Origin of the sequence: Butyrivibrio sp. NC2007, from assembly GCF_000421405.1 — a bacterium.
In the GTDB taxonomy this organism is placed as follows: Bacteria; Bacillota; Clostridia; order Lachnospirales; family Lachnospiraceae; genus Butyrivibrio.
In genome coordinates this window covers 77,821-102,785 of sequence record NZ_ATWY01000013.1, presented here as the reverse complement: position 1 = coordinate 102,785, position 24,965 = coordinate 77,821, and the positions used below count along the sequence as shown (strand labels likewise).

18 protein-coding genes and 1 tRNA gene are annotated in these 24,965 nt (G+C 43.1%); 4 read left to right on the top strand and 15 right to left on the bottom strand.

Translation table 11 applies throughout. From position 1 onward, the window contains the following. Window positions 1-9 precede the first annotated feature (9 nt). From G632_RS0111595 to G632_RS21290, 3 genes are read right to left on the bottom strand one after another with little or no spacing between them, the layout of a single operon-like run. Window positions 10-2,595, bottom strand: coding sequence for a DEAD/DEAH box helicase family protein (locus G632_RS0111595; RefSeq protein WP_022769378.1), 2,586 nt, complete (start codon window positions 2,593-2,595; stop codon window positions 10-12). A gap of 2 nt (window positions 2,596-2,597) precedes the next feature. Further along, window positions 2,598-4,496, bottom strand: coding sequence for a DNA methyltransferase (locus G632_RS0111590; protein WP_022769376.1), 1,899 nt, complete (start codon window positions 4,494-4,496; stop codon window positions 2,598-2,600). 19 nt (window positions 4,497-4,515) lie between these two features. After that, the gene (locus G632_RS21290; RefSeq protein WP_022769375.1) at window positions 4,516-5,148 is read right to left on the bottom strand and encodes a helix-turn-helix domain-containing protein; all 633 of its coding nucleotides are present in this window, start codon (window positions 5,146-5,148) and stop codon (window positions 4,516-4,518) included. A gap of 205 nt (window positions 5,149-5,353) precedes the next feature. On the opposite strand from G632_RS21290, the gene G632_RS22680 reads away from it, so the two are divergent. The 3 genes from G632_RS22680 (at window position 5,354) to G632_RS0111570 (ending at window position 8,181) form a co-directional block, all read left to right on the top strand. Then, window positions 5,354-5,590, top strand: a complete 237-nt coding sequence (locus tag G632_RS22680; protein WP_081647151.1) for a helix-turn-helix domain-containing protein — start codon at window positions 5,354-5,356, stop codon at window positions 5,588-5,590. Between the two features lie 191 nt (window positions 5,591-5,781). Continuing rightward, window positions 5,782-6,489, top strand: a complete 708-nt coding sequence (locus G632_RS0111575; protein ID WP_155828881.1) for a hypothetical protein — start codon at window positions 5,782-5,784, stop codon at window positions 6,487-6,489. Between the two features lie 15 nt (window positions 6,490-6,504). Continuing rightward, complete coding sequence (locus G632_RS0111570; RefSeq protein ID WP_022769371.1) at window positions 6,505-8,181, top strand: recombinase family protein; 1,677 nt, start codon at window positions 6,505-6,507, stop codon at window positions 8,179-8,181. Here G632_RS0111570 and G632_RS19855 read toward each other — a convergent pair. The 10 genes from G632_RS19855 to G632_RS0111520 form a co-directional block, all read right to left on the bottom strand. After that, window positions 8,129-9,013 carry a CpaF family protein gene (locus G632_RS19855; RefSeq protein ID WP_022769370.1) on the bottom strand — a complete coding sequence of 295 codons (885 nt, stop codon included), beginning with the start codon at window positions 9,011-9,013 and terminating at the stop codon, window positions 8,129-8,131. The genes G632_RS0111570 and G632_RS19855 overlap by 53 nt on opposite strands. Further along, window positions 9,003-10,034: a hypothetical protein gene (locus G632_RS0111560; protein ID WP_022769369.1), complete on the bottom strand. Its 1,032-nt coding sequence runs from the start codon at window positions 10,032-10,034 to the stop codon at window positions 9,003-9,005. Before G632_RS0111560 ends, G632_RS19855 begins: the two co-directional genes overlap by 11 nt. Then, window positions 10,031-10,420 carry a prepilin peptidase gene (locus tag G632_RS21285; protein ID WP_196802289.1) on the bottom strand — a complete coding sequence of 130 codons (390 nt, stop codon included), beginning with the start codon at window positions 10,418-10,420 and terminating at the stop codon, window positions 10,031-10,033. The genes G632_RS0111560 and G632_RS21285 overlap by 4 nt, the downstream gene beginning before the upstream one ends. Window positions 10,421-10,673: 253 nt before the next feature. Then, window positions 10,674-11,150 carry a flagellar export chaperone FliS gene (locus tag G632_RS0111550; protein WP_022769366.1) on the bottom strand — a complete coding sequence of 159 codons (477 nt, stop codon included), beginning with the start codon at window positions 11,148-11,150 and terminating at the stop codon, window positions 10,674-10,676. Between the two features lie 21 nt (window positions 11,151-11,171). Further along, window positions 11,172-12,359, bottom strand: coding sequence for a flagellin N-terminal helical domain-containing protein (locus G632_RS0111545; protein WP_022769365.1), 1,188 nt, complete (start codon window positions 12,357-12,359; stop codon window positions 11,172-11,174). A 29-nt stretch (window positions 12,360-12,388) separates the two neighbouring features. Continuing rightward, window positions 12,389-15,481, bottom strand: a complete 3,093-nt coding sequence (locus G632_RS0111540) for a DUF6240 domain-containing protein (protein WP_022769363.1) — start codon at window positions 15,479-15,481, stop codon at window positions 12,389-12,391. A gap of 85 nt (window positions 15,482-15,566) precedes the next feature. Then, the gene (gene glgB, locus G632_RS0111535) at window positions 15,567-17,492 is read right to left on the bottom strand and encodes a 1,4-alpha-glucan branching protein GlgB (RefSeq protein ID WP_022769362.1); all 1,926 of its coding nucleotides are present in this window, start codon (window positions 17,490-17,492) and stop codon (window positions 15,567-15,569) included. A 21-nt stretch (window positions 17,493-17,513) separates the two neighbouring features. Continuing rightward, window positions 17,514-20,570, bottom strand: coding sequence for a hypothetical protein (locus G632_RS0111530; protein WP_022769361.1), 3,057 nt, complete (start codon window positions 20,568-20,570; stop codon window positions 17,514-17,516). Between the two features lie 59 nt (window positions 20,571-20,629). Beyond that, a complete protein-coding gene (gene rsmA, locus G632_RS0111525; RefSeq protein ID WP_022769359.1) occupies window positions 20,630-21,490 on the bottom strand; it encodes a 16S rRNA (adenine(1518)-N(6)/adenine(1519)-N(6))-dimethyltransferase RsmA in 861 nt (286 codons plus the stop codon). 11 nt (window positions 21,491-21,501) lie between these two features. Beyond that, the gene (locus G632_RS0111520; protein WP_022769358.1) at window positions 21,502-22,272 is read right to left on the bottom strand and encodes a TatD family hydrolase; all 771 of its coding nucleotides are present in this window, start codon (window positions 22,270-22,272) and stop codon (window positions 21,502-21,504) included. A gap of 146 nt (window positions 22,273-22,418) precedes the next feature. Here G632_RS0111520 and G632_RS0111515 point away from each other — a divergent pair. Beyond that, a tRNA-Lys gene (locus G632_RS0111515) sits at window positions 22,419-22,491 on the top strand. An 816-nt stretch (window positions 22,492-23,307) separates the two neighbouring features. Here the strand turns inward: G632_RS0111515 and sufU are convergent. Beyond that, window positions 23,308-23,751 carry a Fe-S cluster assembly sulfur transfer protein SufU gene (sufU, locus tag G632_RS0111510; protein ID WP_022769356.1) on the bottom strand — a complete coding sequence of 148 codons (444 nt, stop codon included), beginning with the start codon at window positions 23,749-23,751 and terminating at the stop codon, window positions 23,308-23,310. After that, entirely contained in the window at window positions 23,741-24,961 is a 1,221-nt protein-coding gene (locus G632_RS0111505) for an aminotransferase class V-fold PLP-dependent enzyme (protein ID WP_022769355.1), read from the bottom strand. Before G632_RS0111505 ends, sufU begins: the two co-directional genes overlap by 11 nt. Window positions 24,962-24,965 lie beyond the last annotated feature (4 nt).

Sequence of the window (24,965 nt, the reverse complement as noted above, 5' to 3'; positions counted from 1 at the left end):
GGACCTCTTTTATATTAGTTTTATCATGTCACTTGCAAATTCTGAAAAACGTACATCACGATTAAAGAAATGAAATCCCCATATTAGGTAGCGATTATCATCCACAAATTTTTTTACAGGGATGGCATTTTCTTCAATATCTAGTAAAAAATCTTCCTTCCATTTATCATTTGTTACTAAATGTGTACCCTTGGGTTCAATAAAAATCTGGAGCTGCTCATATCCATCTGTGCTATTTCTGTGTAAGAATAAAACATAATCTGGTTCAAACCTCTCTCCTCCACTAAATGAGTACAGATGCATCTGCCTTTCATTACGGACCAGATAGACTTTATCATATTTTTCTTTTAACTGTGGTACAAAATCCTTAAAATATGCCACAAAAGCCTTTTCCTCGCTGGTTCCAAAGTTATCTTCAAATGCGTACCAGTCTTCTTGAGATAAATCTAATCTGATATTTCCATCAACTGTGCTATCATTCTGTGAATAACCAATACTTCCACGTATTGGCTTAACACTGCACTTTTTATTTTTGAATACATCTCTAATATTTTCAGCGTAAAACTCTTTTGTGCCTTCATACTCTTCTTGCATTCCAGATATTGCAGAGACTATTTTCCCTAACACATTTAAGCATGATTTATACAGTATTACTGGAGAAGGTTCATCATAACGAGACGTTAAATCAATCCTAATATTGCCCAAATAATTTGAATCAGTAATAAATTCTCTAGTCGACTTTAAATTTGGAAAATAAGTCTGTAATACATTAAACTTTAATAATGGATACTGGCACATTGCCTTGTGTACTATCGAGTAATTAATATCTGATATTTCTTTTATGGTTGTGTGTACCGTATATGTCTGTACTCGATTATCTGTAGAAGCACCTTCATCCAAAATGATATCTTCACCAGCCTGCCCAGTTTCCATCCTAACACTATATACACGATCTCTAATCGATGGGAGAAGGCTATTAACATTTTCTCGATTTTTAGCAACTCGTTTGTTTGAAAAAACTATGCCTTCTGTGTAAAGATCATTTTCTTTAAACTCTTGCTTTAGGACATACTCACGTTCAACAATTCCCTCAATATCTAAGCCTATTCCACGAAGTGCTGTATGTAGTTCTGAAATGTATCTTGGTTCGTTCCAGCAATGATAATATAATGTTTCGCATATTCTAAGCGGATTATCTATATCTTGGTCGTACTTTCGCTTAAATTTGTCCTGTTCTTCATCGATCGTAAACGGACAATACCTAGCGCCTCTACCAATAAGCTGCGCTTCCTTAATTGTAGTCTTTCCAGGTGCGCCATTCCTCCCATCTCGGGTATCATATAGCCGCACTATATCGAACAAATTAAGTACATCCCAGCCCTCATTTAACTTATCAACAGCGAATACTGCTCTATATGGGTTTGTTTTGTCTTCCAACGAGTTCAGTATAATCTGTTTTCTGTCCTCATCCATATTATCATTGGCTGATATACAATGCTCTTCTGAAAAATCGTCTCTTAGCTCTGTAACTAAGTCATCGAATGTTATGCCGTTTGACACAAAGAATTGGTGCGCTTTACCCATAATTTCTGAAGTAGCATGTGCAAATATATCACTTATTGCATTTGGGGTTAGACCTTGAATCATTGCAATGATTCTTTCCATATTTCCAGCATTATCTCTTATCAATTTTGATTTGAACAAAATGACTGGTTTGACGTTTAATCTATGTGATTGAAATACTTTATATCGATATTGACTAAGGATAATTGCTTGAAGCGCACGTTCTTCAACGCTTAAATCTGTTCTAAGTGTTTTAATCTCCTTAGAATACCCATCATCTCTAAACTGAGATAACTGATAGTCCATTACAATCTTATTTTCATATTCAGAACGTATATTATCATTTTCAAGGTCACATGTTGCTGTAAACTCCAGCAAAACATTGTCTCTGTTTTTCTCAAAAATAGACTTCACCGTATATTCCCAACTACGGTATTCATCTTTTTCATCTTGACTCGCATGCTGTAAATCAACATTTAAATGATGTGCCTCATCTGCAATAAGCACAACCTTTGTGTCATCAAAATCATCTAAGGACAACGAGTTTTCTCTCGTAATCCAAATGGCCTGGTGAAGTCCTTGGGTAGTTGTAAAACATATATTTATAGCAGCTTCGTCTGTATTCTGGAAATTATTGACTACCCTAATAGGGATTCGCTCACCATCAATACATATTTCATCAGCAAATAAATATTTTTTTGAGCACGGATTAACGAAATTATTGCGTGTCTTGCCAACAATATTTGATAGGTTAACAAAAAACAAAAAGTTGCGATATCCTTTACTATACAAATATAGCATCAATCCCGCCATAACCAGCGTTTTGCCCGATCCAGTTGCCATATGAAAAAGAGTCTGCGCTGGATTTCTGCGCATCCTATCATTTTCAAAATATGTTATAAAGTTTTCAAATGCTTTAACCTGATAAGGCCTAAGCACAAACCTTGGACTTAAATTTGTAGAGATGAATTGTGGAACACTAGCTATTGAACCATATTCACGCAAAGTCTCAAGCTGCTGGTACAAATACATAATTAATCCTCCTGGTAAAAGAGTTTTGTAAATGCCCTATCGTACTCAGACAGATTATTTGTCTCGTCTTCTAAATCACAATAGTTAATATACAGCTGGTTTTTATCTAGCAGCTCCACGAGTAATGATTTTTTTTCGTCAAGTGTAAGTGCCTTATAATCCTCAGCCTCAGGATTAATGTCTTTTGGGTTCACTTTATAGCTTATAAATCCTGTTTTAAACATGCGGTTTAACAACTCTTTTATCTCTTCATCACTCCGAGCATTTTGGATTGGTTCTATAAACAACTGATTTAATTTAGCCAATTCGCAATATACAAAAGATCCCCCTCCTTGCCAATTGACCTCTCTTGAGATGCCACCATTTTCTCCTGCTATTACTTTTTTCATTCTTTCAAGAATAAAAGTGTCTATATAATCCATCTGTTCACAAAGGATATATTGTCTATTCATTTTATGAGCCGTTGCAGCTGTAGTTCCGCTTCCTCCAAAAAAGTCCAGTACAATGTCGCCCTCAACTGTAGAAATATCTATTATCTTCTTTATTACTCGTTCTGGCTTTGGTGTCTTAAACAACTCACTTGTCGTTACCCCTGGAAACAGCTTCTTTTGTTCATACTTAGCTTGACGAGTATGCCCTGTTTCTTCAACATTTACCCACATAGGATCTTCACAAATATCCCACAAAGATGATGGTGGCAACCCCTTCTGTTCATATAAATATGTTCTACGGATAATACCTGTCTGTGATTTGTTAAAACGTATTTCTCCCGTTGACATTCTACGTGCCAACTCATCCCTACTCCATCTCCAACCATTAGCAGGAGGATTGATTATGTTACCATTTGGTGCAGTAATGGTATATCTCAAGTTTTGCCTTGGATTTGGCGAGTTTACAGGATTTCCATCGAACCATGGTCCACGTGGGTCATTATCTGGATTACTATAATGGCTTGCCTGATCTTCTGTTCTGTCTAGTTTATTGCTTACCCAGTCTTCATTTCGGGAATAGACCAGTATGTAATTATGATCCTGAGAAAACTGCTTTGCATCATTGTTGCTATTATCACAGTTTCTCCAGATTACGGTTTGAATATATCGTTCTCTGCCAAAAATATCATCCATCAATACTTTTAAATATGCTTGTTCCACATCATCACAGAAAACAAAAATTGTCCCATTATCCGCCAATAATCTGAATGCGATCTCCAGCCTATTCTTCATAAATGTAAGCCATGAAGAATGATTAAAACTATCATTATAATCAAATCCACCATTACTAGTATTATATGGAGGATCAATGCAAATACATTTAATTTGATTTTCAAAGCGTTTTAGTAACGTCGCTATTGTTATGAGGTTATTGCCTTTAATTATTAGGTTCTCATTCTCAGATAATGAAGAAACGCTTTCTATACCATCCGATGTAAAACGTTTAGCCGCAGTAAAAGCTTTCGGAAATAATAATCTATCAATTTCATCAGATGCTAACAATTCATTATAAAATATTTCTTTTCGCTTCTGATCATCTTTGGTCTGTCCACCTACAAGCACACAGTCTTTATATGGAAAGACCAACTCTACATCTCGTAGGCTAGAAATGAAGCTGCCCCTTTCATTTATAAGACCAATTTTGTTTTTATAACGCGTGTAACTATCCGGCAAGAAGTCACGATTATTTACTATATAGCCAAACGCATTTTTATCAAACACTGCAATACCATCAATATCGACGAACAATTTGCCTCGAATAATTTCATTATTATAGAGACTGTTTATTAAAGCTCTATCCATTTTTCCTGAAGCTTCAACTACAGCGTTGCGTAATAATTCACCCTCTTCTGAAAAGAAACGTCCATCCTGTTTTAATACAGATAATACCTGATCATAAAGGTTATCCATTGTATTCCATCCTCTTATGTTATTCTTCTGTAGCATCAAGAGCATTTTTCATCTGCTCTAATTTGTTTATTTGTTCCTGTAATTGAGCTTTTCTAAGTTCTTTCAGTTCGTTTTCAGTCTTATCCTGAATAGGTTTTGGATATGTCCATTTCCAATTGTTATATTCGAATAATAGTTTTGCTTTTTCTGTATCTGAAGAAGCACTATCCACACATGCTCTTATATGTTTATATTCCTCAGCCCAATGCTTAAGATGTTTTAATAGTTCTTTTCCGGCTTCATTATCTGAATCTCTTATAGTTAGCATAACCTTATCGTTTTTATCATAAGATATTTCTAAACCGTAAATCTTTTCCATTTCAAATAAAGCAAACATCACTCCATAATAATTTGAAATAACTGGATCTACTAAAGCTAATGCACTAACTCCCAAAGCATCAGCAATCTGATTAATCATCTCCGGCTTAGGTTTTCTGATACCATTCTCGTATTTCTGTATTCTATCTGTCGATAAAGCCAGCAATTCCCCAAGTTGTGCCATAGTCATTCCTTGGCTCATCCTAATTTCACGGATTCTACTACCGACACGTTTTGCGGAAGTAGATTCTAAGTATTCCATTGCCTCTTTTCCAATAGGTCCATTCGCGCTCATACTATTCTCCTGATGAATACTGCCTGTTAGGTGCAAATTACAAATGCACTATAGTCTACTCTTAATATGCATTTTATCATACATCGCCACATAAAATCACAAATATGTGCACGCAAAGAACAAGTTTATAGTTTTTTTATGATTTAATCACTTATTTGTGCTTGACGAGACAAAACAGCACTGTTATAATCAAATCATCACAAATATGTGCTTATACATCACTCGGAGGTGCACCATGATGTCAGATAACATTCTGAATAACTATGACGAAGTTCTTATACCTAAAGACTTAGAATCCATTCTTCATGTCGGACGTAGTACAGTCTATCGACTACTTGGTGAAGGAACAATCAAATCCATCAAAATCGGAAACTCATACCGCATACCCAAAATGAGCCTTGTCGAATTCATGTATCCAAACGCTACTACCGGAAAGGAGTAATAGCATGAATATTTCAAACATAACTATTTCACTAGAACTTCTCCTGCTAAACGACCTTCTTAGTTCTAACACCATCGATCAGGCAACCTATGAGCTTGCCACTAAGAAAGTTTGTTCCACTTCCACAGAAGACACCTCTGATAATACAAGTCATACTAACATCTAACGTTTTGTTCAAAGGATTCCGTGCTATGCAAGATGTTCAAAGAAGTGCAATATATCATTTTTCAAACAGTACAATTCGGCAGTACATTTGCGAAAATGAGCTCAACCGAATTGCAGACTATGCTTGTTCTAAAGGATTTACAAATCCAGAAATATACTGTGATATTCGTACTGACAGATATCAGCATTCACAATTTGATAAGCTGATGTCTTCATATGATAGATACCAAGCCATTTTTGTCAAAGACTATACACACATTAATAAGTACACAACAAAAATGATTAATTCTATATCAAATCTTTACAGCAAAGGCATCCCTATATACTCAACAGAAGAAGATCAAATTACTTTGCATACTCAATATGAAACTTCTGCAAAGCCAAGAGTTGCCACATATTACTGTCATTGGAGCCGAAAAGAAGATGACATTGATCAAGGTATTAAGCATGACGTACTAAGACACTTTGCAATACATAAGATAGGCGCCATCACAGTAGACCAATATGCTGATGAGTGTCTTAAAGGACATGCAGGCAATCAGCCTCAACTAAAACTGTTAATCAATCATGCTGATGACTATGATATTGTTTTAGTCCAAACCTTCGCCTCTATACACTGGCGAACTGATAATTTCTGCCATTTTAGAAGAGAACTTTCGCTGGATATTTTTTCTATTACAGAAGGTTTTCTTCCATACCCAAGAAACACCCCAGAACCATTAAGGCTCAATTAAGGAGCAATATTTTTTATGACATACGCAGAAGAGATTAGAAGAAAAATAAATAACTCTGAACCACTGAAAGCAGTTGCATACTACAGGGTATCTACTGACAATGAAGGCCAAAAGGAGTCTTGCGCAAATCAGCAACTACTGGCCAAGCAGTATCTGTCAACACATCAGAGTATTGTGCTTATCGCTGAATATGTTGACGATGGTATATCAGGGAAAAACACTTTCACACGGCCACAATACAATGCTATGTTGCAAAAAATACTAACCGGAGATATCGATCTCGTTATTACAAAATCGCTATCAAGACTCAATAGAGATCAAGAGAACACCTTCGTTCTAAAAAATATACTAATTGATACTGAGACAGCTCTTCTTACTTTAGAAGATTACCAGGTACTTGATCTTGAAGATATGAACTCAGACTTACTACTAAGTTTTAAAAGTACAATGGATGCTCAATACGTAAGACAACAGAGTATCTATGGGAAAAATGCTCAAAAGGTACGTTGCGAGAAAAGAATACTTGGTTCCAGAGACGTATCATTTGGATACACATGGAACAAAGAAACAAAAACTATCTCTATCAACGAAACGGAAGCGGAAGCAGTTAGATGGCTGTTCGAAGAGTACGTTTACAGAAACGCCACCCCATCATCAATTTATAAGCATTTGAAATCTATGGGATTTCAAGTTTGTGAACGAACTATAATAAATTATATAAAAGACGAGCGCTATATAGGAAGATTCTACATGAACAAGTGGGATTCGCGCCTTGGAACCGGATCTAAGCACTCAAAAAAATTCAAATTACCAAAAGAAAAATGGGTTCTTGTCGAACGTCCTGATCTTCAAATAATTGATGATGATCTTTTCAACCTCGCTCAAAAAATCCGTCAAGCACGAATGAACAAATATGATAAGCCTGATAGCAAGACTACTCAGGCGAGATTTCAGGGTACTCATAAGTACTCTGGTAAGGTTTTCTGTCCTGTATGTGGTAAGTCATATCAATTTGACTACGCAGATACCAAGAGAACCATCCCATTATACAGGATAAAAAAACACTCTGAATGTTCAAATAATGTATGCAGAATCACGGAGCAGGATCTTGAAAATATTACAAGACAATCACTAATAAAAACACTCGAACAACAAGACTCTATATGTGATTCATTAGAAAAGATATTGACGGATTGTGTAAAATCCGTCAATGAATCTGATGCTGAGATAACAAAGCTACATAAACAAATAGTTTCAAAAGAATCTCAGGTCAATTCACTAATTGATACATTGGCTGAAGGTGGTCTTACCGAAGTAGCATCATCAAAAATCAAAGAACGTATCAATAAAATCACCTCTGATATTGAAGATCTTACTGAAACAATCAAGTACAAAGAATCCTGTAAACTTGATGATTCATATATTTCTGAAAAAATCTCGAAAATCAAAGCAGGTTTAGACGAACTAAAGACCTTTGATATTATTGATCGTAATCGGATTTTAACATTTATTGATCGTATAGAACTACCTCCAGATGGAACAATACACATAACTCTCAAATCTGGACAAACATATGGTTTTACGAATGATTATAATACCCACTTTCATGACATTCTCAATACAGGCAAGATGCGCAATACTAATGACCCGTGTTCATCGCCTGTAACATATCGACGCACTCATCGCCTCTAACCTCACCAACCACGATCCAGTCAGGTCTCATACGAAGTGATGACTTAATAAGGTCCCTGATGGTTATTGGCTTGCATCCCTCCACATTTGCGTTTCTTGCTTCCATCCTAACAAGGTTTGGAACCCCCAGGATCTGGAGCTCTGCGTTGTCCTCTATGCTTATTAGTCTTTGATCCTTTGGAATAAAATCCGAAAGAGCATTCAGAAAGGTGGTTTTACCGGAACCCGTACCACCGGAAATAAAGATGTTATATCCGGCCTTTATAAGGACCTCGATATAATTTTTAAGATATTCGGATATTGAACCCAGCTCTATGAGCCGCCTCATGGTGATGGGCTTTTCGGGAAATCTTCTTATGGTCACTATCGGACCGTTTAACGCGACAGGGCTAAGCACAATGTTTACTCGTGACCCGTTATCGAGCCTTGCATCCACTATCGGCGATGACTCGTTGACCACTCTGTTGCAGGAAGATACGATCTGCTGGACCACATCCTCAAGGCGCTGCCTTGACTCAAACCTGCAATCCGACTCCATGATCACACCGTTTTTCTCGATGAAGATGTTGTCGGTGCCATTGACCATTATCTCAGTGATGGTCGGATCATCCACCAGGTGCTGCAGGACATCCAGCTTTCTTATGGAGTGAAACACCTGCTGCCTGAGGCTCTTTCTCTCCTCGAGAGTAACTGCCCTGTGCCTTAGCTGCATTGAGATCTCCCTGTCGATGATCTCAAACATCTCCCGGTCTGTGATCTCTCTGGAGAAATCCAGCGAGTTCATGACCCTGTCCTTGATCACAGCCCTCATCTCCTGCAGCTTACGCTCCAATGCCGGTTACCTCCCTGCTCCTTATCAGGATGTCCTCAATAAATCTGTTGTATGCAGTGATATCCCGGCCATCCGGAAGCAGACATTTCATGGACTTTGTAAGAACCCTCTCATAGTCATTTTCCAAAAGAGCCTTCTCATATCTTCCAAGTCTGTAGTGATCAGCTGAGTTGTTTCTCATAACGGTATAGACGATGTCGCACATATCAAGGATCTCAAAGAAGCCGTCAGGATAGTCTTTTAAATCAAAAAGAATGTATTGGTATCCCGCCTCTCTTGCTAAGAGCTCCACCAGCTCCCTTACCTTTTCATAGCTGATCTCCTTGACCTGCATGGCAGTCTTGGCCGGCGCAATGAAATCAAGGCCGTTCCTGGTTCTCTTTATCTTTTCAAGGTAAAGGCAGAACTTATCCCTCTCGCAATCCGCAAAATACAGAAGATCCGTAATATCCTCCTCAGCCTCCTGTTCAAAGAGACTTGTGATGGCCGAAAAGCTCTCAAAACTCAAAAGAATGGTTCTGCCCTTTCTGGCAAGAGCCTCTCCCATCTTGATGGCAAAAGAAGTCTGTCCGCATCTCGAAACAGGAGTGTAAAAGCCAAGTAGTTTAGAGGTGCTGTCAAGCGCCTTTACCTTAAGCCCGGAAAAGCCCTCAGCTCCGCTTATACAGAGCTCTAAAACCCTGTCCACGATCTCTGCTGCCGGCAGATACTTGCTCACATGAAAGATCCCGATGCCATAACTTATGGATAATTCTTCCAATTCTTCATTTTTCCCATCTTCATCAAGGATCATAATGTTTCTGCAATTTCTGCCCAGGGTTTCACTCTTAAGCCCACAGGCATCGCTCTGTGAAACCACAAGAAGCGCTATTTCATTTTCATCAAGGTACTCCAAAAGCTTTCCGCCCTCTGTGAATGACATTATTTCAAAAGAGAGCTTAAGATGACTTCGCAGGTATTCCGAAAGCCTCTCACAGTAAAGAGCATCGCTGTCAAAAACAGCCATTGTCACACATTTCATAGCACACCTCCGACAAATATAACACTCATAAGGATCGGCACTGCGAAATGAATGTATCTTTGCTTATTTCTCTTTAGGATTATGACCGCGACCGAGATTACTCCGGCGATCAGGAATGAGATCAGAATACAGGAAAGAGTATCCTGCACAGTTAGAAAAGATGCTGCAGACATAAAGAGTTTGACGTCGCCTGCTGCGATACCTTTAAAGAAGTACACGGGAAGCAGTATCAGAAGTGCTGCCCCTGTTGCAAGGATGGATTCGTAAAAGAACTCCTGCCCCCGGATAAGATTTGCTCCTATTCCAAGTAGCAGCCCCGGAACCACCCAGGCGTTGTATATTTTGTCTTTGAACAGGTCCGTAAATACCGCGCCTGCCAAAAACAATATTAAAACTACGGCTATAACAATCTACCCCTTTCGTGATGTTTTATCGAGCTCGCGAAAAAGAATTTAGCATGGAGAAAAAACTTTGTAAACCCCGGGCAAAATCGAAAAAGCGACAAATCTTAAGAATTTTGCTTTCGCTTAGTTCTTAGGGTTTGTCGCTTAATTTTGTCGCAAATACGTTTCTCTATGAAGGAAATTAATAAATTTCCCCTGCAAAAATTAATATCTTAAGATTTTCTTAAGATGTCTTTTACGCCATAAGTCCTCTGTTGTAGGAAGCCGCCGAAACATCCTCGTTTAAGCTGTATTTTCCGTAGGTAAGACCTGCATAAACCTTCTGGGTATTTCCCATAAGCTTATCTGAAGTGTCCTCTTTTTCGAGCTCTGCATAAGCCTCGTGGAGGTTCTTAAAGTTCTTTAAAACTCTCCAGATGCGGTTGATGCTGTAGGTTGCAGATGCTACCACCAGCTCCTTTTTGGAGAAAATATAGATCTGAAACAGATTCCTTGCCAGCTCATACTCCATGTTCAGGGAGTGGATGAGCTCGTCGATACAGTTCTGGGCACGCAACAAGCTCTTTTGCGCATCTTCCTTCTTGCCGATTCCGATATTCTCAATGGCCTCATCGAGATAGTACATCACCATTTCATAGATAATGGTGATCATCTGAGTCTTGTTGGCCTCTGAAATCTTAAGTGTAAATTCCTGTTTCTTTTCCAGTGTCATACATTATCCCTCTCTTAGTGATTACTGAAGAAGCTGAAGTACCTGTGACGGTCTCTCGTTTGCCTGGGCCATCATTGAGATTCCTGCCTGTGAGAGAACCTGCTGTGTTGAATAGGTTGTCATCTCCTCAGCCATATCTACATCCATGATCCTGGAATAAGCTGCTGTCATGTTCTCAACTGAGATATCGAGGTTACTTACTGTATGCTCAAGTCTGTTCTGATAAGCACCAAGTCTTGATCTGATTCCGCTGATCTCTGAGATGGCGTTCTTTACGCTCTCGATTGCTTCTCTTGCACCAACCTCGTTTGAAACGTCCAGGTTGTAGAGTCCAAGAGTTGTGAGGGAAACCTTCTGGATCCTGATATCAAGGGTCTGTCCCTCGTTTGCTCCAACCTGCATGGTCATTGCACCTGTGCCTGTAAGCTCAAGGTTTACAGTGCCACTGAAGGTCTCATCGATCTGGAGCTGGATCTTCTTGCCGGTTGCATCCTGAAGTGTGAGCACGTCTTCATTAACAGTTGCTGTCATTCCATTTGGCATGTAGTCAACCATTGAACCGTCCTCGAGGATCTTCTTAACGCTGATGTTTGTCTCGCTGCCGTTCTCAAGGAAGATTCCCTTCTTATCAACACCGGTTGTACCTGTGAGGTTCATGAAACTTACATCAATTCCTGTTATCTGGTAATTTCCTGCCTCAACAACATCTGAGTAGGAAACCATCTTTACATTGGGATTTGTCTCTGCTGTTGAAGGATCATTGCCAACTGTTGCATATCCACGGTAATCAAAGGATCCGTCGAGAATAGTCTGGCCGTTAAACTGTGTAGTCTGCGCCATTCTCTCGATCTCTTCCTTCAGAAGTGTTACCTCTGACTGGATTGCCTCTCTGTCGCTGTCTGTGAGAGTTCCGTTGCTGGCCTGAACTGCCAGCTGGCTCATTCTCTGGAGCACCTCGTGGATCTCTGAAAGACTTCCGTCTGCTACCTGAACGATTGAGATCGCATCCTTTGATGTGTTATTTGCTACTCCAAGTCCTTCAATCTGGGAATTCATTCTTCTTGACATGGCAAGACCGGAAGGATTGTCTTTTGCGTTTGTGATCTTTAAACCGCTGGACAATCTTCCGAGAGATTCTGAAAGAAGCTTATCATTTCTCTGAAGTGCGTTGTTTGCTACCATTGCGGATACGTTATAATTTACTTTCATCTCTACCTCGTTTCTTTAGTCGCAACTTGTCAAAGCGCCTCAACAAAGGCCTTTGCCATAGTAAGGAGTGTTTTAGTATCTGTTTGTAAGTTATTGCTGCCTTCCCTGGCTCCTGAAGAAACTGCGGTTGCTGAAGCGCTTCCGCTCTGTGCGTGATAGAGAATTGCTATATTCTCTGCCGCTGCAACGGCGCCCTCTATCTTCTCTGATAGCTTTCCGCACAATCTACTTCTTACACTTTCCAGATATTCAGACTCTTCCTGATTGCTGCTGTTGGTCGTTGTAAGCATTCCTCTTATCACATCCGCTTCCTTGTAGAGGCTTACAGTGATAAGTCCGTACATATCAGTCTGAACACTGGCATCCATCCTTGAATTTGTGCCTGCTTCGCTCTTTAGCGTCACATGCATTGAAACTACCTGACCTTCAACCTCGACAGGCACTTCATAAGAATCTCTCTCTGCGCTCTTTGTCATCACTGAGATCTGCCTCTGCAAAAGAGATATTGCTCTTACATCAATGTAGCTGTCATTGTCAGTCATTAGCTCTTCAGATAATTTATCGGAAACATCTCCCAAAATCTTAACGTAATTTTCCTGATAATCATCATCTTCCATTTTTTCTGTTAAAAGAGCTTTCTCTTTTATGTCACCCATCTTCTCCCAGAGGCTTCCGTTTCTGCGATCGCGCCTTACGCCGATCATGGCCTCCATATTGTTGAAGGTGGTCTCAACTTCTGCTGCCTTAAGTTCATCAAGGGCAGGCTCTGCTGCCTTTAGCTGGGCTGTCTGTCTCATTCTTGTGACCTGCTCTTTTACATATTCTCTCTCAAGCGCCTCATCTGTATCGGCTGCCTGAAGATTATCTGCAAGTTCCGGTAAAAGAGTCTCCTGCGTAGGCGCAGCCTGTATCAGCTTTTCAGGTTCGAGATTCTCATATACGACCTCTGCCTTGGCGCTGTAGAATCTGAAAGCTGCACTTATCTGTGCATCTATCTTTACTCCGGCTGATCTCTCTTCAAGACCGCCAAACTCATCATCCACCTTAAAGTCCATTCCGTGTCTTGCAGCCTTTTGATTTCTCGTAGCTTCAAGAAGATTTCCGATGGTCATATCACGTCCCGTCTTAAGAAGGGAGCCTATGGCCTGATAATCGGTGGTCTTAAGAGTGTGGAAAAGTCTGTATATTCCAATAAAGGAGCTTCTCTCCTCGCTGCTTATTCCGTTCTTTTTCTCAAGCTTGTAGAGGAACTTGGCGTACTTCTCTTCGCTCTTTCCTCGCTGGTCGTCTGAATTTGAAGAATGTCTGTCCAGGTTCTGCGAGAGCTCTTCGATGGTCATTGAAAGAGGGTTCTGACCGTCTCTTATAAGATCAAGGACCGCACCGGGCTTGATTCTTGAGATCACTGCCTGGAGCTTTGCGTCCCATCCTCTGACCTTTTCCAGGTTCTCCTCATTTATTTCCATCCTGTTGTATCCAAGGATTCGGATAGCGCGGCGGTTCTCATCGGTGAGCTCCTCTTTAAGATCCTCTAAGATATCGTCTGCATTTCTAAAGGCCTTCTTTATGCTATCGCCCAGGTCTGCTCTTGGAGCTGTCATGAGCTTTTCATAACCCTCGCCTGCCTTTGCAAACTTCGAAGCTAGCATCTCTGACCTCTGGCTGATCTTAAAGATGCTGGCGCTCTCAAACTCATCTGCCATATCGCCCACGATATCGACAGGGCCGTTTGCGATCACAGAAACCCTTGTCATAGTCATGCGCATCATATAAGAAGTGCTGGCGCTCTTTACATCTGTTATCTCATCGATGGCCTCCCCGGCAGTTTCATCCGCCATCTGTCCCATGGTGCTCTTAAGTCTCTCAATGAGCTGCTCAATGGGTGCTGTGTCTATCGAAAATCCTCTGTCAAGCAGCTGCTTGTTGGCTTCTGTTGTCATGCGAAGACGAACTTCTTCCATCTGGATCCTTGCAAGGACCAGTCTGTTGTCGTTCTCCGGAAGGGCCTGTACTTCTGCAAATGTTCCTGCACCCGACAGATTTCTGATGGTGAGATCTTTCCCTGAAATTATGGCGCCCTTTATATCGTCGTCCGAGATCTCTTTTACCTTATGATCTATATCTATGGCCTTCTGAAGGTTTGAAGTCGGGTCAGAGAGATTGCCGTCGATTGCGCGCTTGCCATCTGCTATGGCTGCTGCCGTTGCCTTTGCTCCGAGCTCTTCAGTCATAGGGAGCTTTGCTGCCTTTATGGTGGTGACTGCCTCGAGATTATCTGCTGTAAGCGGAATTCCCTGAGATACCATCCACTTGGCATTTTCCTTGGTGGCTTCATCCTTAGGATCAAGTCCCGACTCCTCGATGACTTTGTCGATCTGGGGACCGAGCTGTTCCCAGTCAAAAGAGTCTGCTGTCTGAGCATAGTATCCGCCGGCTTCCTGAGCATAGAAGCCCCTGCCCATGACATTTAATCCATTTGTGCTGTGAGAAGCAAAATAGATATTTTCGATGGTGGGCTTCATGTTGTTCTGCACCATGTATTTGACAGCACTGTCATCAAGAGCCTTGATGTCGGCTACCTGGTCAACAGCTGTCTTGGCTGCCTTAACATTCTCTGCCGTAACAGGGATATCATTCTCATGAAAACTATCCTGCAGAGCCTTAGCAAAAGCATCGCTTCCGGTGATCTTCTTAAGTTTTTCAAAGCTGAGGTCGTCGTTGTAACCTGAAACCTCTACACCTGACTCAAGAAGGACACTCTTAATCTTGTCCACGATGTTTACAGTCTCTGCAGAGTTTATATCTTTGATATCAAATCCATCCTTAAGGGCCTTTTCATAGTCCTCCTCGGACATGGTATTTGATAAAAGAGCCATGAAATTGTGTCGGTTCTGAACGTCCGTGTTCTGAGCCATGTTGGAAATGTCTTCTACTGATCTGGAATGCCCTGCGTATGCATTGTCGGTAAAGCCCGATGCATCTATGTCCAGAGCATAGCCTGCCTTTGAAAGATTTGATGACTTTGAGGGCCCTGACACTATCCTTTCTTCCGCCTCCATGCCTGAAAGAATTTTGTCGCCGCCGGTTTTCTGACCGGTAATAGTCTGAAAGTTAATGTTCATATGCGCCTCATATAGGTGAGAAAAAACATTTGTGACATGCAAAAAGGTGATGGACTTTTCATCCATCACCTTCTATTTCGGCAGGTCAATTCTTTTTCTTTAGCTTGGGAGTCTGGAAAACAAATACCTCGGCTCCGTAAGGCGGAAGATCAAAGGTTATGCTGTAGTCTTTGTAATCACAAAGGCCCTTTACAGCCTTGATCTTGGGCGCGATATTACTTCCCGATCCTCCGAATCTAACCTCGGCGCTGTCAAGGATGTGAGTGTAGGTTCCGGCAAACGGAACACCTACCATGAATCCCTTTCTCTCCATCGGTGTCATGTTAAGAACAAAGAGAACATTATCTTTGCCGTTTGATGCTCTTCTGTAGAAGCTGTAGGTACTTCTCTCCTTGTCATCGGCATTGATCCATTCAAATCCGCCCCAGTCATCATCTACTTCATAGAGGGCAGGATACTTTCTGTACATCTCAAGGAGCTCTGCAACATAGTCCTTCATACCTCTGTTGAGGTCATTCTCAAGAAGGAACCAGTCAAGCTCTCTCTTTTCGCTCCACTCTCTCTCCTGACCAAACTCCTGTCCCATGAAGAGGAGCTTCTTGCCGGAGTGTCCGAACATGTATGTGTAGCCTACTCTAAGGTTTGCGTACTTATCAACCTTGTATCCCGGCATCTTCTCAACCATTGAACACTTAAGGTGAACAACCTCATCGTGAGAAAGAGGCAGGATATAGTTCTCTGCGTTGTTATAGCTCATGGCAAAGGTCATCATGTAATGAGCTCCCTGCCTGAAGTATGGATCCAGCTTCATGTATTCACAGAAGTCATGCATCCATCCCATATTCCACTTAAAGGCAAAGCCGAGTCCGTCATCCTCGGGACGAGCTGTAACCTTAGGCCATGCTGTTGATTCCTCGGCAATTGTCAGAACCTCAGGATATGTTCCTCTTACAACGCTGTTGAAGTGCTTGAAGAACTCAATGGCCTCAAGATTCTTGTTGTCACCGTACTTGTTGGGAACCCACTGTCCGTCCTTCTTGCCATAGTCAAGATAGAGCATGGACGCAACGGCATCTACTCTAAGTCCGTCTACATGGAACTTGCGGATCCAGAAAAGAGCATTTGCAATAAGGAAGTTCTTGACCTCGGGCTTCTCAAGATTGAATATCTTGGTTCCCCAGTCAGGATGCTCTCCCTTCCTTGGGTCCGGATGCTCGTAGATGCAGGTTCCATCGAAGCATGCAAGACCGAACTCATCCGGGCAGAAGTGCGCCGGTACCCAGTCAAGGATTACTCCGATTCCGTTTTTATGAAGCTTGTTAACAAGATACATAAAGTCTGTAGGCTCGCCGTATCTTGAAGTCGGTGCATAGTAGCCGGTTACCTGATATCCCCAGGAACCATCAAAAGGATGCTCAGCGATACCGATGAGCTCGATGTGGGTATACTTCATCTCCTGTAAGTATTCCACGATCCTGTCTGCGAACTCTCTGTAGGTATAAAAACCGTCCTCTGTTCCGTCAGGATGTTTCATCCAGGAACCGATGTGGCACTCGTAAATGGAAATGGGCATGCGCTTCATTTCCTTACCCTTGATGCTGTCGTACCACTTCTTATCAGACCACTTAAAGCCGGACAGATCCGTTGTCCTTGATGCGTTGCCGGGACGAAGCTCAGCAAAGTTTGCATAAGGATCTGCCTTATAGATCTTTCTTCCATCCTGAGCTGTGATGAGGTACTTATAAAGTTCGCCTATCCCAACTCCCGGAATAAAGAGCATCCAGATGTTTCCGGTCTTTGACCTGTGCATCTGATGGGCATTCTCGTCCCATCCGTTGAAGTCTCCGACTACGTGAACATCTGCTGCATTGGGTGCCCATACAGCAAAAAAGTATCCCTTTTTGCCATTCTCCTCTGAAGGATGAGCTCCCAGTTTGTCGTATATCTCGTAATGTGTACCCTGTCCAAATAAATACTCGTCGTCTTCTGAAATAAATACCTTTTGACTCATTCGTGCCCCCTAAAGAAAGTTTTAGTCATGCATAAAGTCTTTTTCTCTAAGTATTATCATATCATTTTCATCGTACCTTTTGTGAACTATTACATCAACAAAATGACCGACGGTTCTTTTTTCCGCGTAATATATGGCATCGTCCACGATATCTCTTACTTCGGATACGGTAACGTCGTGGTCCAGGGTCTGCCTTTCTGAAATTCTTGTGTGAAGAGCCAGAATTCCAAGGTTATCGATGGCATACTCTTTCTCAAGAGCATACTGCCTTGCGTATGCTACAAGGGAGTCGTCATCGAGGGCTTCGATATCAACCCTGACGTTGAAGCTCTGCTTAAGGGACGGATTCTTATCAAGGAATCTGTCCATGTCTTCCTTGGTATCTTCCATGACGATCACAAGGCCCTTGTTCTCCTGCTGAAGGATCTTGAGGAGTTCGCTGACTGTCTCCTGTGTCAGATCTGCTGCCCTCTGAATGATCAGAGCACCGTTTGCAAGCTTATCAAAAATGCTGGCTGTGCTCTTCTTGTTCAGGGTGTTGGCTGTGATCTTGGCAACCTTACCGCTGAAGTTGGAGTCTGAAGCCTGCATGGCCTTTATAAGACCCTTTGCAAGACTTACGGTGCCTGCACCCTCATCACCGGTAACGATGGCGTTTCCGGAGAACGGATCCATGCTGAGATTATCAATGGCATTGATGATCTGTCTTCTTGATTTCTTGTGGTGTATATATGGTCCAAAGAGCTCTTTCTCCTCAGGAGTCATGCTTCTTACGCGCTCTTCAAGCTCTCTGTTTCCGATGTGATGCGGCTGTTTCTTTTTCTCTGTGGGAACAGGAGCTTTCTTGGGAGCAGGCGCAGGTGCCGGTTCTGTCTTGGCTGCCGGCTCTTCCTTTTCCTCTTCACCCTCTTCGTCATCATCCTCATCTTCAGCTTCATCAGCTTCATCAGATTCTGAAGGCTCCTCTGAAGGCTCTTTTGCCTCATCTTCAGAAGGCTCTTCTGCGGATTCTTCCTCTGAAGACTCTGCCTCTTCTGACGTTTCTGCTGCCACCATCTCTGCATCGATTGTGGGTGTATCTGCATCAACTTCCTCCGGAAGCTCCTCCGGTATCTCCTCTAAAAGCTGCTCCTCTGAAGGCTCAGGACGGGACTCCTCGTCCATGACTTCCTCTACAGCTGCATTTATAACGTCTTCTCTCTTGACGCTCCAGTCGCCTCTTCCTGATGCCTTGGCATAGCTGTCCTTGTTGATGGCATCTGTGATGGCCTTTTCAAGCTTCTCCTGAAGGCCTTCTCTGGTCTTGGAGTCAAACTCAGCGAACATGTCGCCGGTCTCGTCAAGAACTCTCTTCTTTACACTCTCAAGCTGCTTCTGCTGCTGGGTCTTCTTAAAGGCCTCCCAGTTGTCCAGATATTCCTGTATGCTGATCTGGCCTGTGATCTGCTTCTCAACCTCGGGCTCGGGCTCAACAGCCATACTGATCTGACCGTCAGGCTCCTGTGCCAGCATGGTCTCGAACTGGCTGTGCATCTGGTAACTTGCATTTGGATGTATTACTGCACCGGGAACTTCATCCTCAAGAGGTTTCTCTTCATAGTTGAAGGCCTTAAAAGGCTGGATAACGGGATTCTCTTCCTTAGCCTCTTCTTCCTCTTCGGGCTCCTCGTAGTTTTCAGGTTCAGGCTCTGAAGCTGTTGCCATGATGGCCGGTTCCTCGGGAGTTATAACCTTCTCCTCGCCAAGGATTGGTCCGTTTCCGCCATACTTGATCTCGATTCCCATCTTGGGATCAGTGTCGAAAAAGACCTCCTGCATGCCGGAAGCTACAGGCTCAAATACTCTTGTATCGCTGTCAATATCAGCAACACTCTCAGGCTCCTCAGTCTCTGCATCTTCCGTAGCCAGAGCATCGGGATCAACAGGCTGATAGATTATTGTAGCCTCAGCCTCTTCTGCTGCCTTTACGATCTCATCCTCAGGAAGCTCCTCTGAGATTTCCTCAGGAAGCACATATTCAGGCTCTTCTAGATCTTCATCCTCATAGATTTCCTCTGTGATGGGCTGAACTGTGTTCTGTGCAGGCTCTGCCTCTACAGGCTCAAAGATCTTGGTGATCTCTTCCTTGGATTCATCGTCCTTATCTCCGATGATCTCCTGAAGACCTGCTGCGATTGCCTTTTGAAGGTTAACTGTGTTATATGAACTGACATCTACCGAAGGCTCTTTTATCTCGCTGATACTTGGGTAGACAATCCTGTCGAACTCTCTGGTCTCTCCAAGGTCCTCCTCCACGGGCTGCTTAAGCTCCTCGGGAAGAGTTCCCTCGTTGTAAGAATTTATAACGGACTCGGTTACGGGAGGCATCTCCTTGGTGGGCTGCTTGATTTCAACAGTCCTGGTCTCGTCCTTGCCCACTTCGTCCTTCTCGGAAACGATGGATGGATCCACTGCTCCGCCGTGCTTTTCTTTGTATCTCAGGTACCTGTCCTGCTGCTCAGGTGAAAGAGGTTCATGAAGTGCCTTGAGCTCAAGCGCCTTCATGACATATCTGCCGTCACCAAACCAGAGGAACATCTCGTCACATTCCTCAATACACTCTGTGGTAAGCCCTACTCTGTGGTAGAGGTAAGCCAGTTCATATGCCCATCTCTCCCTGTAGTCGTGCTTTTTGAACTCCTCAAGTACAGCGATCCTCTCCTCAAGGCTTACTTCCTGTGCCTCGTAGAGCTTGTACTGAAGGATATATCTACCTGTATCCCTTGGCGCGATCCTTACGAACTCTTTGTAATACTCAACCGCCTGAACAAACTCACCCATCTTGATGGCAAGCTCACACAGCGAGTAAACGATCGCTCTTCCTGTAGGGTATCTGTCATAGGCCATCAGAAGAACGTCCTTACTCTCCTGAAAACGCCTGTTGATCTTGTACAGGTCACTGATGGTGCAGAGCATCTGAACGCTCTTAACACGCTTCCAGTCTATAGTATCTGCAATCTTAACTGCTTCGGCAAATCTGCCTTCCCCTATCAAAGCCTTGATTTCATCGGCCCTGATTCTATACTCAACTTTATCCAAAATATCCACCTCTTTGGAACCAACAATACAATATCTAGTAGTAAGTTTAACATAGCGCCCTAGCTTTGTAAAATGTCAGAAAGCTCTGCAAACTGCTCAAGTGTGAGCGTTTCACCCCTCGCTCTTTCATCGATCCCCATCTTTACAAGAGCAGCACTGACCTTATCCCTTGAAACACCCAATGATGCGTTGTTTGAAAGGGAGTTTGAGAGTGTCTTTCTCCTCTGGTTAAAAGAGGTCCTGATGATCTCAAACAGGTATTTGGCATCCTTAACATTTACCTTTGGCTCAGGGTACTTGGTGAGCTTTACCACCGCCGATCCCACATTCGGCTGAGGTATAAAGCTGCTAGGCGGAACATCTATCACAGTATTCGCCTCCGCGTAGAAACCTACTGCCAGTGACAAAGAGCCGTAGTCCTTATTCCCCGGACCTGCTGCCATTCTGTCGGCAACTTCCTTCTGGACCATTACCGTAATGCTCTCTATAAGAGCTCCGCTCTCAAAGAGCTTCATTATTATCGGAGTGGTTATGTAATATGGAAGGTTGGCCACCACCTTGATGGGACGTCCCTCGTTGTACTCCTCAATGATCCTGTCTATGTCCACCTTGAGCACATCTTCGTTTATAACAGTAACGTTATCATATTCAGACAGTGTATCAGCAAGAACAGGTAAAAGAGTCTTATCAATCTCCACAGCAACGACTCTGCCTGCTGCCTCTGCAAGATACTGGGTAAGTGTTCCGATGCCCGGTCCGATTTCCAGGACGCAGTCTTTATCAGTGACTCCTGCTGCCTCTACAATTCCTTCAAGGACACCTCCGTCTATCAGGAAGTTCTGTCCAAACTTCTTCTTGGCGCTCATGTTGTACCTGGCAAGCACTTCCTTGGTACGGGCGCTGTTTCCCAAATATGCCATATGATCCTCTCTTAGGCCTTTAGCCTGTACATCTCTCTTGCGTTAGCTTCTGTGATGCTAATTACTTCTTCCTCTGAAATACCTTTTATCTGCGCCATGGCGCTTACAACATAAGGCAGGTATAAAGAGCTGTTGCGCTTTCCTCTAAAGGGCTCCGGAGCAAGATACGGACAATCCGTCTCTAAAATGATCCTCTCCATCGGGATAGCCTCGGCAACTTCCTTCATCTTGCGACCGTTCTTAAAGGTAAGGACTCCGCCGATTCCTATATAGAAGCCCATCTTAACGCACTCTTCTGCAACTTCTTTTGAGTAGGAGAAGCAGTGGACAACACCTCCAAGTTCTCCCGCATTCTCACTCTTTAAAATATCCACCGTATCGGCAGCTGCATCTCTTGAGTGAACAATGATCGGAAGCTCCACTTCTCTGGCCAGGGCGATCTGTCTTTTAAACCATTTCTTCTGAAGCTCGTGATCAGGCTCCGGCCAGTAATAATCAAGGCCTATCTCTCCGATTGCTACGCACTTGGGAAAAGAGCTCATCTCTTTCAGCTTCTCTATCTTCTCATCGTCGAGCTCTGCGCAGTCGCTGGGGTGTACTCCCACAGCAGCGTACATAAAGTCGTATTCCGCTGCCAGATCCAGAGATCTCCGGGAGCTCGCCATATTAGCTCCGATATTTACTATATTTCCAATGCCCGCTTCCTTCATGGACCTTAAAAGGGCATCTCTATCCTCATCAAATCGCTCATCATCGTAGTGAGCATGGGTATCAAAAATCATGTAAAACCCGCTCCTTTTATACTAATTCAAACTATTTTATCATATTTCCCAAAAATTTTTTTGAAAAATTTAAAAAAAGTACTTGCATTTTATTTTGGGCCGTAGTAAGATATCACTTGTCGTTAAGAACGACGCAAATAAAAAACGCACCGCTAGCTCAGTTGGTAGAGCACCTGACTCTTAATCAGGTTGTCCAGGGTTCGAGACCCTGGCGGTGCACGCCGAGTACTGTTTTCGTGGGTATATCCCATGGGGATGGTACTTTCTTTTTGCGCGTAAAGTGAACCATGCGAATAAAAATAAGAGGTGTCAGATGGGAGCGCTCTTTGCTCACATTCTGATACCTCTTTTTTTTATTCATACGGCGAACGCCGCGACAACGAGGAATTCGCGAAGCGAATTTCGAGTCTGTCGGCATGGTTCACTTTCGCGAAGAAAATTTCGAGTATTGCGTGGCTCACTTTACACGCCCCTTAATCAATTCCCGCGCTAATGATTATACCCATCTTGGGATATCTATCAATGGACTTTCGCGGCATAAATCCTCGCAACCTCATCGGCATAACGCAATTCATCCCTAAATCACTCCCGGTCGCTGCGGTTTATTCCACGGTTCCATTGACAGCTATCCCCAGATGGCTGTTTGGTCATTAAGCGGGCATTGATAAGGTATAAAGCCGCCAGTGCTTCTGCCCACCTTTCATGTCCTGGGGTCCGAATAGTACGATTCTGCCACAGATTTCAGTCAGGAGTATCCCCTTCTGCTTGCTTTTTTCATGTCCCGAGGTCAGAATACTGCATTTCTGCCACAGATCTCAGCTAGGAGTATCCTCTTCTGCTTGCTTTTTTCATGTCCCAGCGCCTGAATAGTACGCTTCTGCCACAGATTTCAGTTAGGAGTATCCCCCTTCTGCTTGTTTTTTCATGTCCCAGCGCTTGAATAGTACGATTCTGCCACAAATCCTTGCAGGAAACTTATTCTTCTTGAATATAAAAAAAGCACCTGCACCACGTTGGTGCAGATGCTCTGACAACTTACTCTTTTGCCTTCTCAGGGTTCTCGATCATCTCTTTCATGGTTCTCCATCCCAGCACAGCGCATTTTACTCTGGCAGGCATGTGAGCCACATCCTGAAGGGCTGCTGCCTCATCAAGACTCTCTAAAGTTTCTTCGTCCGTTATTTCTCCCTTTATCATTCCCATAAAGGTTTCGGCAAGCTTTATAGCCTCATCAGTTTTCTTGCCGATAATCTGATCCACCATCATATCCACAGAAGCCTGTGAAATAGCGCATCCTGATCCTTCGTAGCCGCCGTCCTCGATGACGCCGTCCTTGATCTTAAGGCTGAGTGTAATGTCGTCTCCGCAGCTGGGATTGACACCTCTGAGTACCAGATCAGGGTTCTCAATGACCCTTTTGTGTACCGGATGAAGATTGTGTTCGTTAACTATCTCGCGATAAAGCTGTTTAAGCTCCATATCCCATGACCTCCCTTACCTTAGACAGTCTGTCAAGGAACTGCTTAACCTCGTCCTCGGTGTTGTAGAAATATACGCTTGCTCTTGCTGTAGAGCCAGCTCCGATAAACTGCATAAGGGGCTGAGCACAGTGGTGTCCTGCTCTGATGCAAACCTTGTCGTCGTTAAGTACCGATGCCAGGTCATGAGGATGAACTCCGTCCATGGTAAAGGTTACGATTCCGCAGTGCTTCTTAGGGTCTTTTGAGCCATATACCTTGATATAAGGCATTTTAGCAAGGCCTTCCATAAGGAGAGTTGTAAGCTTAACTTCCTGGGCCTCAATGGTCTCAAATCCGACATTTTGAATATACTTAATAGCTGCCTCAAGTCCCACAGCATCTCCGGCATTAACGGTTCCTGCCTCGAACTTGTGAGGAAGCTCTGCGTAGGTTGCATCTTCCCTTGTTACATATTCTATCATTTCACCGCCGCGCAGGAAAGGCTGCATGTTATCAAGAAGCTCTCTCTTTCCGTAGAGTGCTCCTATTCCCATGGGTGCCAGCATCTTGTGTCCTGAAAGGGCAAAGAAATCGCAGCCGAGGTCCTTAACATCAACTGCCATGTGAGGCGCTGACTGGGCTCCGTCAACAACTACAACGGCTCCCTTGGAGTGGGCATACTCCGCAATCTCTTTTACCGGATTGGTAACTCCAAATACATTGGATACATGGCCTATTGCCACGATCTTGGTCTTGTCTGTGATCTTGGAGGTGTATTCCTCTCTGGAGATAACGCCTTCTTCATCGGGCTCAAGGTAAATGAGCTTGGCGCCATTCTTCTTGGCAACCATCTGCCATGGAAGCATGTTGCTATGGTGCTCCATAACGGTGATCACGATCTCATCTCCCTCATGAACATTCTCAAGTCCGTAGCTGTACGCTACAAGGTTTAAAGACTCTGTGGTGTTCCTTGTAAAGATGATCTCCTCGGTTGAATCTGCGCCGATAAAGTCTGCAACTGTCTTTCTGGCACTCTCGTAGGCATCTGTTGCTGCCATGCTCCAGTCGTAGAGTCCTCTTAAAGGATTGGCGTTGGCTGTGTTATAAAAGTTTGTTACAGCCTCAAGTACCTGCCTTGGGCGCTGTGAAGTTGCAGCATTGTCAAAGTATATGTACTCGCCGGACTTTAAGATCTCAAAGTCCTTGCGAAAATCGCTAGGTGCGCTCATGATT